This is a genomic window from Paraburkholderia sacchari (assembly GCF_000785435.2).
GTDB classification, from domain to species: domain Bacteria; phylum Pseudomonadota; class Gammaproteobacteria; order Burkholderiales; family Burkholderiaceae; genus Paraburkholderia; species Paraburkholderia sacchari.
In genome coordinates this window covers 555,144-569,249 of record NZ_JTDB02000004.1, presented here as the reverse complement: position 1 = coordinate 569,249, position 14,106 = coordinate 555,144, and the positions used below count along the sequence as shown (strand labels likewise).

Genomic DNA, 14,106 nt, shown 5'->3' with positions numbered 1-14,106 from the left:
GCATTAGATACCATGATCGAGACTCGCTCGAACCGCTTGAGAACAACACGAACCTGCCTCGCCATCACGCTCGCCACGACGGCGCTGGCCGCGCACGCACAGGTGCGCGGCAGCGCGCCGCCGAACAGCGGCAGCGGCCAACTGCTCCAGCAAGTGCAGCCGCCCTCGATGCAGCCGCCTCCCTCGAACCTCGGTCTCACTATCGAGCAGCCGAAGGAGGCGCAGGCGGACAACACGAAGACGTTCCCGGTCCAGAAGATCGAGATCACCGGCAACACCGAAATCCCCACCGAGACGCTGCGCGCGGTGGTTGCGCCGAGCGAGGGCAAGAACCTCACGGTGGCGGATCTCAACGCGCTGGCCGACCGCATCAGCGACGTGTATCACCAGCACGGCTTCCCGCTTGCGACCGCCTACGTGCCCGCGCAGAAGGTCGACAACGGCGTGGTGCGCATCGACGTGGCCGAGGCGCGCTACGGCGCCATCACGGTGGATAACCAGAGCAACGTGGCGCCGCGCCCCATCAACAGCACGCTCGCGGCGTTGCAGCCGGGGCAGCCGGTCAGCGAATTCCAGCTCGAACGCACGCTGCTGCTGATGCAGGACATTCCCGGCGCGGAAGTGGCCTCGACGATGCGGCCCGGCCAGCAGGTGGGCACCTCGGACCTGCTCGTGAACGTGACGCCGCAGCAGCGTGTGACTGGCGACGCGGGCGTGGACAACTTCGGCGACCCGTACAGCGGACGCGAGCGCGGCAGCGGCAACCTGAACATCAACGGCGTGTTCAACCAGGGCGACCTGCTGGACTTCAGCGCGTTGACGACGGGCGAGGGCATGACCTATGGGCGCATGGACTACCGCTACCTGCTCAACGGTCAGGGCACGACGCTCGGGGCCACGGTCTCGGCGCTCAACTATCGCCTCGGCAACGACCTCGAAGCCCTCGACTCGCACGGCTCCGCCTTCACTGCGGGTGCGGTGCTTTCGCATCCGTTCATCCGCAATACGCGCGGCAATCTCTACGGGCAGCTCGAGTACGACTTCCGCAGGCTTAACGACAACATCGACATCATCGGACTGCAAAACGATCGCCACACCCATAGCGTGACCCCCACACTCGCGGGCGACGAGCTCGATGCGTACGGCGTGTCGAACGCGCGCCTCTCGATGACGTATGGCGTGCTTTCGGCGAACAACTGGCAAACCGACATCATCGACCAGCTGGGTTCGGACACGGCGGGCCACTACGTGAAGCTGTCACTGTCGATGTCGCGACTGCAGCAGCTCTCGCGCAACGACGCGCTGTACTTCGGCTTCTCGGGCCAGACTTCGAGCAAGAACCTCGATACGTCCGAGCAGTTTTATCTGGGCGGTCCCAGCAGCGTGCGCGGCTACGACGTGGGCGTGCTGTCGGGCTCGCGGGGCTATCTGGCGACGATCGAATACCGCCACGATGCGACGTTCCAGAATATTCCGGGCCTCTGGCAGTTTTCGGCGTTCGTGGATACGGGCTGGGTTCAGCAATACAAGAACACCTTCGTGCCCGGGCCCAACACGGGCCAGTTGAGCAGCGCGGGCTTCGGCGTGCAATGGAACGGGCCGTACAAGCTGCTGGTGAGCGCCAGCGTGGCGTTCCCGTTCGGGCGCGCGCCGGAAATCCTCAGCTCGCGGGCCAATACCTCCGCGCACTGCTGGCTGCAATTGCGCAAGGCGTATTAAAGGCGGCGCTCAGTGGTCGAGCTGCGAGCCAATTTTTTATATTTCCGCACCGGGCGATATGCGAATGTCGGCCGGTGCAATTTTTGTTTGACGCTTTATTTCGTCAAAACCGCTAAAAGGAGCATTCGACGTGCGCAGCATTACCTCTGAATTGTTCGGTCTCGGCATCCTCGTGTTGAGCGTTCCCCTCGCTGCCGTTGCACAACAGGCGGACAATTACTCGTTCACTGCCGAATCCAAGGGCGCGACCAGCTTCACGCGCGACGCGAACAAAGCGGTCTACAACGAACTGGATTTCAACAACAAGACCGCCTTCGAGGATTCCCGCAAGGGCTTGATCGCACCGCTGACCAATAACGGCAACATCGATGGCGGCGTGTTCGACGCCACCGGCATGAACTTCATGCAGGACAAGAAGGCCCCGGACTCCGTCAACCCGAGCCTGTGGCGCCATGCGCAACTGGCCAACTACGGCGGCCTGTTCAAGGTCACGGACCACATCTACCAGGTGCGTGGCCAGGATCTCTCGAACCTCACCATCATCGAAACGAATACCGGCATCGTGCTTTACGACGTCGAGTATTCGCCCAAGGCGCTGGCCAGGTCGATCGCGCTGTACGAACAGCATCGCGGCAAGAAGCCGTTGCGCGGCGTGATCATTTCGCATAGCCATGCCGACCACTTCGGCGGCGTCAACGGCATCTTCGATGCAGGTCTTGCCAAGCCCGAAGACTTCAAGAGCGGCAAGATTCCGCTGATCGCGCCCGAAGGCTTCCTCGAAGAAGCGGTTGCCGAGAACGTGAGCGCTGGCAACATCATGGCGCGCCGCGCCGGCTATCAGTATGGCAACGTGCTGCAGCCGGGCGAGCGCGGCATCATCACCGGCGCGCTGGGACCGGCGCTCGCCAACGACAAGTCGGGGCTGCCGATTCCCAACAAATCGATCACGAAGGACGGCGAGAAGGTCACCATCGACGGCGTGGATTTCGTGTTCTACCTCGCGCCGGCATCCGAAGCGCCTTCGGAAATGGTCATGTACATCCCGCAGTGGAAAGCGCTTTCCATGGCCGAGGATGTCAACCACCTTCAGCACAACATCTACACGCTGCGCGGCGCGCAAACGCGCGATGCGAAGGTTTGGGCCAAGTACATCGGCGACGCTGTGGCGCGCTGGGGCGGCGACGTGCAAGTCCAGTTCGGGCCGCACACCTGGCCGGTGTGGGGCAACCAGAACGTGGTCGAGTACCTGAAGAACCAGCGCGACGTGTATCAGTCGCTCTACGACACCACGCTGCGCTATGCAAACTACGGCTATCGTCCGGACGACATTGCCGAGCACGCGCAATTGCCCAAGGCGGTCTTCAACCAGTGGGACAACCGCCCCTACTACGGCAACACGCGCAACAACCTGAAGTCGACCTACGTGCGCAATCTGGGCTGGTACGACGGCAACGCCGCCGAACTCGCGCGCTACCCGGATGCGGAGCGCGGCAAGCGCTACGTCGAAGCGATGGGTGGCGAGCAGAAGGTGATCGACGCCGCACTGGCGAGCTTCAAGAAGGGCGATTACCGCTTCACCGTCGACCTGCTCAACAACATCGTTGCCTATAACGGCAGCAACAAGGACGCGAACTACCTGATGGCCGATGCGATGGAGCAGTTGGGCTACCAGGAAGAGAACGCCCTGTACCGCAACTGGTATCTGGGCGCGGCAGTTGAGTTGCGCAAGGGCGGCAATGTTCCTAACCAGCTGAGCACCGCTTCGCCGGAAGTGATCGCGGCCCTGCCGCCCGAGCTGTTCATCAACTACCTGGGCATGCTGGTCGACCAGATCAAGGCCGAAAAGGCCGGCAACGCGACGATCAACCTGAAGCTCACGAGCGGCGCGAAGTTCGCACTGGATCTGCATAACGGCGTGTTCAACCGCGTGCCCGATTTCCAGGCGCCGAAGGCCGACGCCACGCTGGAAATTTCGCAGGCGGATCTGCTGGCTTTCGCTTCGGGCAAGTCGTCGCTCGATGAACTGGAAAGCGCCGGCAAGGCGAAGATCACTGGCGACAAGGCGGCGGTAGGCAAGCTCAACGGCATCTTCGCGCTGGATCTGAAGAACAACATGAATCTCGTGTTGCCGCTGCAGCCGGAAAACCGCGTGAAGTAAGAAATTAAACTTTCGCAAGCTGGCATCGCGCCAGCGCTTGCCCGGGCCCGCGCAAAGCGGGCTAATGGTTTGAGGAGACTCGAGGAGTGCGAAACCACCCTCACAAAGCATCATAGATTCCGCGCTGAGCGGCGCATAGCTATCAATATGGACAAGGGGGAATGATCGAGTCCATGTGTGCAGATGCGGGCGGCCGGCGCCCCGGGAATCAGTGGATCGGGCCAAGGAACATCTTCTTGAGCCGCCCTTTGCCGAGCGCCCGCGCGAGTTCCGCGATCACGCAATAGTTGAAGATCAGCGTCAGCAGCAGGATCTGCACGGCCCAGAAGCGCGGCCAGTTCATTTCGGTGAACAGCAGGTGATTGGCGGCGGCAAAGCTGTGCGCTTCTTTCCAGTAGTCGTAGAGCCGTTCCAGATAATGGATCACCAGCGCCACAAGCGTATAGATAACCGTCTTCCACGAGACGTTCCAGACCAGCGGCTTGTCGGGGAAACGATTGATGAACGACAGCATGTCCGCGATCAGCACGGCCTTGCCGAGAATCAGCGAGGCCAGCAGGATCGAAGCCGAGGTGGGTAGTTCGATGCCGGTCCCCTTGACCATCAGCGAGCGGATCAGCGAGACAATATGAAGGATGACGAAGAAAAAGATCGTCGGCGGCAGCACCTTCAGGAATTCTTCTTTTAGCTTTTCGGTCACATGGCTCATAGCGTGCTCCGGTCTGCGTCGATATTCGCAAACGCGCCGTTACGCGAGCCACCACGGCCCGCGCAACGGCGTTCATCCGCGCTCACCTGCGTCCAGCGCGCACGTCTACAGCAAAGTGCGGTCAGTACGGTGCGTTGACCACGATGTACTGCGATCCCTGCGGCTGGTACCAGGTGCTGCCGCATTGCTGGTAGATCATCCCGCCATAGTTCACTGGCACGCAGTTCGATGGCACCGAATGAACGATGGAGCCAACCACGGCCGAGGTGACGGCGACCGTTGCCGTGACGGCGGCAGCGGTGGCAACCGGGTGATAGTCGTTGTCCCAGCCGCCGTGATAGCCGCCATTCGCGTTCACGTTGACGTTGCGATTCACGTTCACGTTGTTCACGCTGGTGTTGCGGACGTTGTTCGTGCGTACGTCGGCGCGGCGCGAGCTGTTGTTGACCTGAGCGCGGCCGCCGCCGTGACCGCCGCCACCACCGCCGCGCGCGACATGTGCGCCGCCGCCGGGCCGCGCGTTGGCCAGCGTCGGAACGGCCAGTGTCATGCAGGCGGCGAGCGCCGTGACGAGGAGACGGGAGGGAATTTGCCTGATAGCGTTCTTCATGGGCTTACCCCTTATTCTTGACGGGAACGAGTTCGATCTTCTTCGCTCCTGCCGGCGGATGGAACGTGAATTCGGCATCCTTGAAGCTCGAATTCGTCGACCAGTCGAGAACGGAAACGGATTGCGGTCGCGCGTCGTCATCACGGCGCGTGATCACGATCTTGTACGGCAACGGCTTCGCGCCCGCGCCGATCCAGACTTGCCAGTCGACGTTCTTCTGGCGGAACGCATAGTGGTCGCACAGTGTGTCGCCGATATAGTCCTGGCCCGCGAACATCGCCGATTCGAACTGGTCGGTCGGCGCATTGGGTGTGCCCCATACGAACAGATCGGAGAGCGGGATCTCCACGCCGTAGTTTTCGCCGAGCTTGTCGATCAGATCGTTGATCGTGCCCTCGAAGGCGACCGTCGAGTAGTACTTCTGCTCGGGCGTATAGAGCGTGACGTCCTTGCCGTTGAAGACGATCTCGCGCTCGTTGCGCGCGCTCGACAGATCGGCGTGAATCTTGTTCGGACGATCGACGTCGATTTCGGCCTTGGCTGTGTGCTGCAGCTTCTGGCCGTCTTCCAGCACGCGCTCGCCGGTGAGGTGGGTCGTGACGCTAAAGCGCTTGAGCGACTGGAGGTACGCGCCCATCTTCTGCAGCGCGGCGACCGAGGCGGGGTCGACCGGACTGGTGGCGGCACTCGCCGCGACCGGCGCGGATGCCTGCGCGAAAACATGTGGCGAGACAAGCGTCGCGGCCAGCATGAGCATGCATGAAACTCTTATCTTCATCGTTTTCTCCCGGCGTCTGAACGAGAAGCTTCACAAGAAAATGTGAAAGCGCCGTTGCAGCACGCACGTAGCGGTATTGAGCATCGCACTTGCAGTGCGTAATGTAATGGCCGTATTTGGGAAAGGGAAGGTGTCTTCCCGATATTGCCCAAAGGGGAAATTCATTTGCCCCGAATCCCTATGGAGTGAAACGCGTATTTGCGTCACTCTGGGCAAGGCGGCTGGGTCTCGCGTTAAATAAAACAATTCAGACGAGGCTGGATCGCAATTAAAAGGGGTGAGTGAATGGGCATGCCCGTATGTTTCCCATTGCCCCTGGGTGACGATAACTTTCCCGGACTCCCTATGGCGCTGCGCATGCATCGGTTTGACACTCGCCAACCAGGCTATGCGGGATCTACGTGGGCAGCGCATGGACGAGCAGCAGCAATTGATCGTGATTGTGGAGGACGATTCCGGCCTGCGTCGCGCTGTCGAACGCCTGCTCCGGTTGTCGGGCTTTCGCACACGCTCCTTCCACAGTGCGGAGGACAGCAATGTATTCGAATTTGCCAGCGAAGCGCGCTGCCTTGTCATCGATGTGCAATTGCCCGGTATTTCCGGGCCCGCGTTTTACGGCACTTTGCATTTGCCGCGTCCGCCTGCCGTTTTCATGACGGCATACGACGGAGTGCGCACGCGCCGCGCCATTGAAGGCGCCGGCGCGCATACGGTGCTCACAAAGCCGTTTCTCGGCGACGCCCTGATCAGGGAGGTTTTGAAAGCAACCGGGGCATCCCACTGAGAATCGGTGCAATGCACGATGCATGTCCCGCGCCGTGAGGGAGTCCGAAATTTTATTCATTCCGCTTCCATGACGTTCGAATTGAAGCGGATAGCAGCCCAAGTTTAATTCGAGCGATACCGAGGGGAAACGTATGAAATCTGATTCACGGCTGTGGCGCTTCGCCACCAAGCGGGCGCCGTTTGCGCTGGCGGCGGCCGGTCTGCTGGCTTTGGCGATAAACGGCAACGCGCAGAAGGAAACGCCGCAAAAGAACGCGTCGCAGAACGCCCCCCGTCCGAACATCGTGCTGATCGTGGCCGACGACGTGGGTTGGGGCGATTTGGGAGTATATGGCGGCGGCGAAGGGCGCGGCGCGGCAACGCCCAATCTCGACCGCCTGGCCGACGAAGGCATGACCTTCTTCGACTTCTACGGTCAGCCGAGCTGCACGCCGGGTCGCGCAGCGATTCAGACGGGCCGCAATCCGAACCGCAGCGGCATGACCACGGTGGCGTTCCAGGGGCAGGGCGGAGGCTTGCCGCATGCCGAATGGACGCTGGCGTCGGTCCTGAAGCAGGCGAATTACAACACGTACTTCACGGGCAAGTGGCACCTCGGCGAATCGGACTACGCGCTGCCCAATGCGCAGGGCTATGACGACATGAAATACGTCGGCCTCTATCACTTGAACGCCTACACGTACACGGATCCAAAGTGGTTCCCGGACATGGACGACAAGACCCGCGCGATGTTCGCCAAGGTCACGCGCGGCATGCTCTCGGGCAAGGCTGGTCAGAAGCCGCATGAAGACTTCAAGGTCAATGGCGAATATGTGAATACGCCCGATAAAGGCGTGGTTGGCATTCCATTCGTAGACCGATACATCGAAAAGGCGGGTCTCGAAGACATCGATGATGCGGCGAAGAAGGGACAGCCTTTCTTCATCAACATCAACTTCATGAAGGTCCACCAGCCCAACATGCCCGATCCGGATTACATCGGCAAGTCGGAGGCGAAGACCAAGTTTGCCGATTCGATGGTCGAACTCGACGCGCGCGTCGGGCGCATCATGGACAAGCTACGCGAGAAAGGGCTCGACAAGAATACGCTCGTGATCTTCACAACCGATAACGGCGCATGGCAGGACGTCTATCCGGACGCGGGCTACACGCCGTTCCGCGGCACCAAGGGCACCGACCGCGAAGGCGGCGCACGCGTGCCGTGCATTGCCTGGTGGCCGGGCAAGATCAAACCGAACCGGCGCAACTACGACATTCTCGGCGGCCTCGATTTCATGGCCACGTTCGCGAAGCTCGGCGGCGTTGCGTTGCCGAAGAACGACCGTGAAGGCAAGCCCATCATCTTCGACAGCTACGACATGACGCCGGTGCTGTTCGGCACGGGCAAGGCCGGCCGCAATTCGTGGTTCTACTTCACGGAGAACGAACTCACGCCGGGCGCGGTGCGCATTGGCCGCTTCAAGGCGGTGTTCAACCTGCGCGGCGACGGCGGCGTGAAGACGGGCGGCCTCGCGGTGGACTCCAACCTCGGCTGGAAGGGGCCGGATAGCTACGTGGCGACGGTGCCGCAGATGTTCGATCTGTATCAGGATCCGCAGGAGCGCTACGACATCTTCATGAACAACTTCACCGAGCACACCTGGACGCTGCCGGCGTTCGGCGACGCAGTCAAGAACCTCATGAAAACCTACGTCCAGTATCCGCCGCGCAAGGCCCAAAGCGAAGGGTACGCCGGTCCGATCACGCTCACGCAGTACGAGCGCTTCCAGTATGTTCGCGATCAGCTTGGCAAGAACGGCTTCAACATTCCGATGCCCACGGGCAACTGATGCACTGAGCCATAGCGAATTGCGCTAAGGTTGCGGACAAGCGGCAGTGCCGCCCAGGCGGCGCGCACCGCTTGTCCGCATTTCCTTTTGGGTAACGCAAAACAATCGGATTCACGATGCACACCAGCCAGCCCTATAAACGTTCGCGCGGCGCGATGCTGCGCCTTGCAGGCATCGCGCTAAGCGCATGTTTCGCGCTCGGCGCTTGCGCCAGTCACGAGCCGCAGGCGTCCTCGCAGCCGGTTGCGGCTATCGCGCCCACGGCTGCGGCCTTGCCTTCGTGGCAGGACAGCGCGGCGCGCGCCGCCGTGCTCAAGTTCGTGGCCGATGTAGCGAAACCGGGCTCGCCCTCCTATGTGCCGCCCGAGGCGCGCATCGCCGTGTTCGACAACGACGGCACGCTGTGGAGCGAGCAGCCCATGCCGTTCCAGGCGCTGTTCATGATCGACCAGCTCAAGGCGGTGGCGCCCCAACATCCGGAGTGGAAGAAAAACCCTGCATTCAAGGCGCTGATGGCGCACGACAATGCCGCGCTCGCCAGGAATCAAAAAGCGCTGCTGCAACTGCTCGAAACGGCAAACAGCGGCATGACCACCGACGAATACGACGAGTCCATCCGCAAATGGCTCGCGAGCGCGAAGCATCCCAAGTTCGGCAGGCACTATACGGATCTCGTCTATCAGCCGCAGCTCGAATTGCTCGATCTGCTGAAAGCAAACGGCTTCACGGTCTGGATCGTGTCGGGCGGCACGGCGGAATTCATGCGCGTCTGGGCGAGCGAAGCCTATGGCATCGCGCCCGAGCACATGGTGGGCACCGAGGAAAAGCTCAAGTACGAAGTGCGCGACGGCAAGCCGGTGCTGGTTCGCCAGCCGGGCTTCGACTTCATCGACGACAAGGCCGGCAAGCCCGTGGGCATTTTCCGCGCGATCGGCCGCCGGCCGATTCTCGCGTTTGGCAATTCCGATGGCGATCGCGAGATGCTCGAATACACGACCGGAGGCACCGACCCTTCGCTCGGCCTGCTGCTCCATCATGATGATGCAGCGCGCGAATTCGCGTACGACCGCAAGGCGGGATCGGCGACGCTCGACAAGGCCTGGGACGAAGCGCAGGCGCGCGGCTGGGTTGTCGTCAGCATGAAGCAGGACTGGAAGACCGTTTATCCCGCGCCGAAATCGAACGGGCAGTAATCGTGAATTGTGCGCTGGGTGTTATGCAATGGCGTTGAATAGCAGGGGACTTGAGATGCGCGAAAATAGTGAAGCGGCGGTTGAGGTCCCTGTGACCTTCTTCGCGGAACGTCCAGCCGGACTCGAACCGGTGGCGCCCGCGCAAAAGGGGCGTTTTCACGCGATGGCCAAGCCGATTGGCTCGACGTGCAATATCGACTGTACGTATTGCTATTATCTCCACAAGGAGCATTTGCTCGAACAGCACCGCGGGCGCCGCATGGGGCCTTCGACACTCGAGCGCTATATCCGGCAATACATCGAAGCGCAAAACGGCGTCGAGGTCATTTTCTCGTGGCAGGGCGGCGAGCCGACCATGCTCGGCCTCGACTTCTTCCGCGACATCGTCGAGATTCAGAAGCGCTATACGCCGCCGGGCCGGCGCATCTCGAACGACCTGCAAACCAACGGCACGCTGCTGGACGATGCATGGTGCGCCTTCCTGAAGGAAAACGACTTTCTGGTGGGTCTGAGCATCGACGGTCCGCGCGAACTGCACGATCCCATGCGCGTGGATCGCAAGGGCCGCCCGACGTTCGATCACGTGATGCGTGGCGCGGCCCTGATGCGCAAGCACGGCGTTCAATTCAACACGTTGACGGTCGTGAACCGGATCAACGCCAAACGGCCTGTCGACGTTTATCGTTTCCTTCGCAACGAACTCGGCTCCACGTATATGCAGTTCATTCCTTGCGTCGAGCCCAAGGATTTTCGCAGCGTGGCGCCGCAGCATTGGCCGGAGAATGGCCAGCCCGTGCTGGGAAGCAGTGCGGCGAAGCCCGGCAACGACGACTCGGTGGTGACCGAGTGGTCGGTCGACCCCGACGACTGGGGCTACTTTCTCTCGCGAACCTTCGACGAGTGGTGCAAAAAGGACGTGGGGCGAGTGCTGGTCAATTTGTTCGAGACCGCTGTGGTGCAGACCATGGGCATGCCGGCGCAAACCTGCATTACCGCCGAATTTTGCGGCAAGGCGCTCGCCATCGAGCACGACGGCGAAGTGTACTCGTGCGATCACTACGTTTACCCCGACTACGCGCTGGGCAACATTCGCGACACGCACCTTGGCGAAATGGCGTTTTCAACCCGTCAGCAGAAGTTTGGTTACGCCAAGCGCGATGCATTGCCGGCGTATTGCCGCCAATGCAAGCATCTGAAACTGTGCTGGGGCGAGTGCCCGAAGAACCGCTTTATTCGGAGTCCGGAAGGCGAGCCCGGACTCAATTATCTGTGCTCTGGCATCCGCCGCTTTCACGATCACGCGGGACCGACGCTCCGTCAACTAGCCGCGCGCCCGGCCTGAGGGGCCACGGGCATAATCCATGCGAGACGCGCAGGGTCTCGCATGGAACGGCCTGCAAGGGCCATAGTGCTTCGCTTCAGACGCGGAAGTCCGCGGCCATGTCTTCGTCGCTGCGGGCTTCGAGCTTGCGCGAGCGGCATGCCTTGATGAAGGTCTCGTAATCCTTCTCGTTTTGCTCGGCGTAGGCGAACGCGTATTCGGTCAGCGCTTCTGCAAAGCGGTCGCCGTTGCCCATATAAGCCGAAATTTCCACCGCCTTGCCGCTCGCCTTCGCGTGGGCGCGGGCGAGCGCCCAGCCGCACAGGCGTGCGTAGCCCTTGAGCAGATTGTTGTCCATGCGCTCGACTTCGGCCGATATCTTCATGTCGCGCAACTGGCGAATATAGAAGTAGCGATTAGCGGGTCCGGTGGTCCAGCCGAGGAATGCGTCGCTGGCCGCCTGGAGCAGCCGCTGCCCGGTCACGACGCGCTGGCCCTGGTGCGCGAGCCCGTCGGCGGTGAAGTGCTGTGCGATCACCGACTCGCGCGCCTGCTTCACCTGCAGGAAGAGCGGTTTGCCGTGACTGTCGATGAGCAGCATCACGAGACAGAAGGTCCCCACGCTGCCGACCCCCACGACCTTGAACGCCACGTCCTGCAGCGCGAATTGCCCGACGAGCGCGCGGCGCTCGGGCGACAGCGTATCGAGGTATGCATCGAACGCGGCAGCGAGCTTGTTTTCCCAGGCCTGCGTGTTCGACCACGCTTCATGCTTGCCGAGCAGCGTATTGGGACCGACGGGGTGAAACAGCGCGGGCGGGGCGTCTTGCAGAACCCACTGACCGTCCATCTGGGCCGCCATTTTCGTCAGCATGCTTTCGCTGGTGCGACCTTCCGCTTTTTCTTTGGCCTTGATGATCGCACGCCGCCCATCCTCGCTTTCGGCGCTTTCGATCATGCGCTCGAACGTGACGATCTCGTGCCAGAGATCGAGCGTGCTGTACTCCGAATATTCGCGCATGCGGTCGCAGTACTCGCGCACGGCGGTGGCTATGAATTCGCTGATCGGCCCGCGCCCGATGCCCATGTGCTGGCCCGCGATGGCGAGACTCGCCGAGAGCCGCTTCACGTCCCATTCCCACGGGCCGACCGCGACTTCGTCGAAGTCGTTGAGGTCGAACACGAGTTGCCGTTCGGGCGTGGCGAACCCGCCGAAATTCATGAGGTGCGCGTCGCCGCAGATCGGAAACACAATGCCAGAATTGACGGTGCCGGACAGATCGTGGGCCTGGAGAATCGCGCTGCCGCGAAAGAAAGTAAAGGGCGAAACCGACATGCGCCCATAGCGCAGCGGAATGAGTGCGTCCACGCGTCCCGCGCTGTTTTGCTGGAGCAATGCAATCGGGTCGCGGTCGACATTGCCGACCTTGGCGTGCATGGATCGCTTGGCATTTTTCCGCGCCGCGCGGCCGGCGGTCTGCCGCGTTTCCAAGTTTGGTATTTCTGCCATGAGGACACCTTTATCTTGTTGATTGCGACGAAGCGCGAGCGGTGTGGTTGTGCCTGGCGGCACACCGTCGGACCCGTGACAGGCTGAGGCCGACGGCAAGAAGTCTAGCATCGAACCCTTTGATCGTATTGCGAGCGTGCGGGCGCTTCATGGGAAACCCCTGTTGACCGATTACGGCACGGCAACTCATGGCGGAGTATCGCAGTGAGCGGTTTTACCAGGTGTTCGGCATGACCGAGACCGGGCCGGGCCAATTGGCCCGGTACTCGTTTTTTTATTCGGCCCTTTTGGCTTTTTTGTGCCTTTTACGCAAAAGCTCCGGGTCTTCGCAATCGGAGTGTACACTTGCGCCCGTGCTTCCCGCCCAGGGTAAGAACGAATACATTATTGGCAGACCCGGTGTGCAGATTTTGAATTGCTGATATAAACGTGCGTGCGGCGGCGAATACCGGGTTGATATGACGTTAGCTTACGACCCGCGTGCTTATCGTCTAAGATTGTGGCGGTACCCGAATGAAATCGGTGCGCCGCACGACATTGGAGAGAGCCGTGATCGAGCATAAAAATACGGTGATTCACGTTGTGGACGACGACGCGTCAATGCGAGTTGCATTAAGGCGCCTTCTCCACGGCGCCGGTTATGACGTGCGCGATTATGCGTCCGCGGGCGAATATCTGGTCAGCGAGCCGGATGCGCGCCAGGGCTGCATCCTGCTCGATCTCGAGTTGGGCGGGCCGAGCGGGCTGGAGCTTCAGCAGGCGCTGTTGCGCCATCCGCGCGCGTTGCCCGTGGTTTTCATGAGCGCCTATAGCGACGTTCCCAGAACGGTCAAGGCCATGAAGGCGGGCGCTATCGACTTCCTGCTCAAGCCGTTCGACCGGCGCGCGTTGTTCGACGCGCTCGATGCGGCGCTACAGGCTCCGCTGCACGACGCGCCTGCGGCAGGCGGAAAGCCCTGCGTCGACCTTGGCGAGCGCGAGAAGGCCGTGCTGCGCGGCATCGTCGGCGGGCTGCGCAACAAGCAGATTGCCGCGCAGCTCGGGCTTTCCGAGCGCACGATCAAAAGCTGCCGGGCCGGGTTGATGCAAAAGTTCGAGGCCACCTCGCTGGCCGAATTGCTGCGCCGCGCCGAATCGATGATAAGCATGCCGCTCATGCAGTAGCGTTTATTTACGTGTGGCAGCGCACGAATCCGCTTGATTTTCCGGAGCGCGAATATTCGCGCCCGATGCGCCGAATGTCTCTCACCGGCGTGCCGCTAATTCCCATGTGGAATAAGCTATTCCGCAATCGCGCAATTGCAGCCGCGCTTCGGTTATTGAAAACAAGGACTGGCGCTACTTATTTCGGGTATTTTTTGTCGCCAGCCGTTGCCGCGCATACAGTCAATTAGACTGTTTCGTCCGTGGATTGAACTGGACAACGGCCAATATCCAATTAACATTACGCAATCGGCGTGATCGATCCCGATCGCCTCATTTCCGCGCTGCCC

Annotated in this window: 11 protein-coding genes; 7 read left to right on the top strand and 4 right to left on the bottom strand. The window is 61.2% G+C overall.

Features of this window, described 5'->3' with window-relative positions:
- The first annotated feature begins 12 nt into the window (after positions 1-12).
- Both NH14_RS18160 and NH14_RS18155 read left to right on the top strand, forming a co-directional pair.
- Entirely contained in the window at positions 13-1,719 is a 1,707-nt protein-coding gene (locus NH14_RS18160; protein ID WP_035530505.1) for a ShlB/FhaC/HecB family hemolysin secretion/activation protein, read from the top strand.
- Between the two features lie 130 nt (positions 1,720-1,849).
- Positions 1,850-3,877 carry an alkyl/aryl-sulfatase gene (locus NH14_RS18155; RefSeq protein WP_052148314.1) on the top strand — a complete coding sequence of 676 codons (2,028 nt, stop codon included), beginning with the start codon at positions 1,850-1,852 and terminating at the stop codon, positions 3,875-3,877.
- 208 nt (positions 3,878-4,085) lie between these two features.
- On the opposite strand, the gene NH14_RS18150 is transcribed toward NH14_RS18155, so the two are convergent.
- The 3 genes from NH14_RS18150 to NH14_RS18140 form a co-directional block, all read right to left on the bottom strand.
- Positions 4,086-4,586: a hypothetical protein gene (locus tag NH14_RS18150; RefSeq protein ID WP_035530503.1), complete on the bottom strand. Its 501-nt coding sequence runs from the start codon at positions 4,584-4,586 to the stop codon at positions 4,086-4,088.
- Positions 4,587-4,707: 121 nt separating this feature from the next.
- Complete coding sequence (locus NH14_RS18145; protein WP_035530501.1) at positions 4,708-5,196, bottom strand: hypothetical protein; 489 nt, start codon at positions 5,194-5,196, stop codon at positions 4,708-4,710.
- 4 nt (positions 5,197-5,200) lie between these two features.
- Complete coding sequence (locus tag NH14_RS18140) at positions 5,201-5,974, bottom strand: DUF2092 domain-containing protein (RefSeq protein WP_035530499.1); 774 nt, start codon at positions 5,972-5,974, stop codon at positions 5,201-5,203.
- A 412-nt stretch (positions 5,975-6,386) separates the two neighbouring features.
- Here NH14_RS18140 and NH14_RS18135 point away from each other — a divergent pair, with 412 nt between their 5' ends.
- The 4 genes from NH14_RS18135 to NH14_RS18120 all read left to right on the top strand — a co-directional run bounded on the left by NH14_RS18135 (position 6,387) and on the right by NH14_RS18120 (position 11,124).
- Positions 6,387-6,758: a response regulator gene (locus NH14_RS18135; RefSeq protein ID WP_052148313.1), complete on the top strand. Its 372-nt coding sequence runs from the start codon at positions 6,387-6,389 to the stop codon at positions 6,756-6,758.
- Positions 6,759-6,891: 133 nt separating this feature from the next.
- Positions 6,892-8,589 (top strand): arylsulfatase, encoded by a 1,698-nt coding sequence (locus NH14_RS18130; protein WP_035530497.1) that lies wholly within the window; start codon positions 6,892-6,894, stop codon positions 8,587-8,589.
- A gap of 116 nt (positions 8,590-8,705) precedes the next feature.
- A complete protein-coding gene (locus NH14_RS18125; RefSeq protein WP_035530495.1) occupies positions 8,706-9,782 on the top strand; it encodes an HAD family hydrolase in 1,077 nt (358 codons plus the stop codon).
- Between the two features lie 55 nt (positions 9,783-9,837).
- Positions 9,838-11,124 (top strand): anaerobic sulfatase maturase, encoded by a 1,287-nt coding sequence (locus NH14_RS18120; RefSeq protein ID WP_035530493.1) that lies wholly within the window; start codon positions 9,838-9,840, stop codon positions 11,122-11,124.
- Between the two features lie 76 nt (positions 11,125-11,200).
- Here the strand turns inward: NH14_RS18120 and NH14_RS18115 are convergent, their stop codons facing one another.
- Entirely contained in the window at positions 11,201-12,613 is a 1,413-nt protein-coding gene (locus NH14_RS18115; protein ID WP_035530490.1) for a DUF2252 domain-containing protein, read from the bottom strand.
- A 549-nt stretch (positions 12,614-13,162) separates the two neighbouring features.
- Here NH14_RS18115 and NH14_RS18110 point away from each other — a divergent pair.
- On the top strand, positions 13,163-13,777 hold the full coding sequence (locus tag NH14_RS18110; RefSeq protein WP_244143486.1) for a response regulator transcription factor: 615 nt from the start codon (positions 13,163-13,165) through the stop codon (positions 13,775-13,777).
- Positions 13,778-14,106 lie beyond the last annotated feature (329 nt).

Bases quoted from the DNA above. Each gene is read 5' to 3' on its own strand.
- NH14_RS18160 (WP_035530505.1), top strand. From the start codon at position 13: ATGATCGAGACTCGCTCGAACCGCTTGAGAACAACACGAACCTGCCTC.
- NH14_RS18150 (WP_035530503.1), bottom strand. From the start codon at position 4,586: ATGAGCCATGTGACCGAAAAGCTAAAAGAAGAATTCCTGAAGGTGCTG.
- NH14_RS18145 (WP_035530501.1), bottom strand. From the start codon at position 5,196: ATGAAGAACGCTATCAGGCAAATTCCCTCCCGTCTCCTCGTCACGGCG.
- NH14_RS18140 (WP_035530499.1), bottom strand. From the start codon at position 5,974: ATGAAGATAAGAGTTTCATGCATGCTCATGCTGGCCGCGACGCTTGTC.
- NH14_RS18135 (WP_052148313.1), top strand. From the start codon at position 6,387: ATGGACGAGCAGCAGCAATTGATCGTGATTGTGGAGGACGATTCCGGC.
- NH14_RS18130 (WP_035530497.1), top strand. From the start codon at position 6,892: ATGAAATCTGATTCACGGCTGTGGCGCTTCGCCACCAAGCGGGCGCCG.
- NH14_RS18125 (WP_035530495.1), top strand. From the start codon at position 8,706: ATGCACACCAGCCAGCCCTATAAACGTTCGCGCGGCGCGATGCTGCGC.
- NH14_RS18120 (WP_035530493.1), top strand. From the start codon at position 9,838: ATGCGCGAAAATAGTGAAGCGGCGGTTGAGGTCCCTGTGACCTTCTTC.
- NH14_RS18115 (WP_035530490.1), bottom strand. From the start codon at position 12,613: ATGGCAGAAATACCAAACTTGGAAACGCGGCAGACCGCCGGCCGCGCG.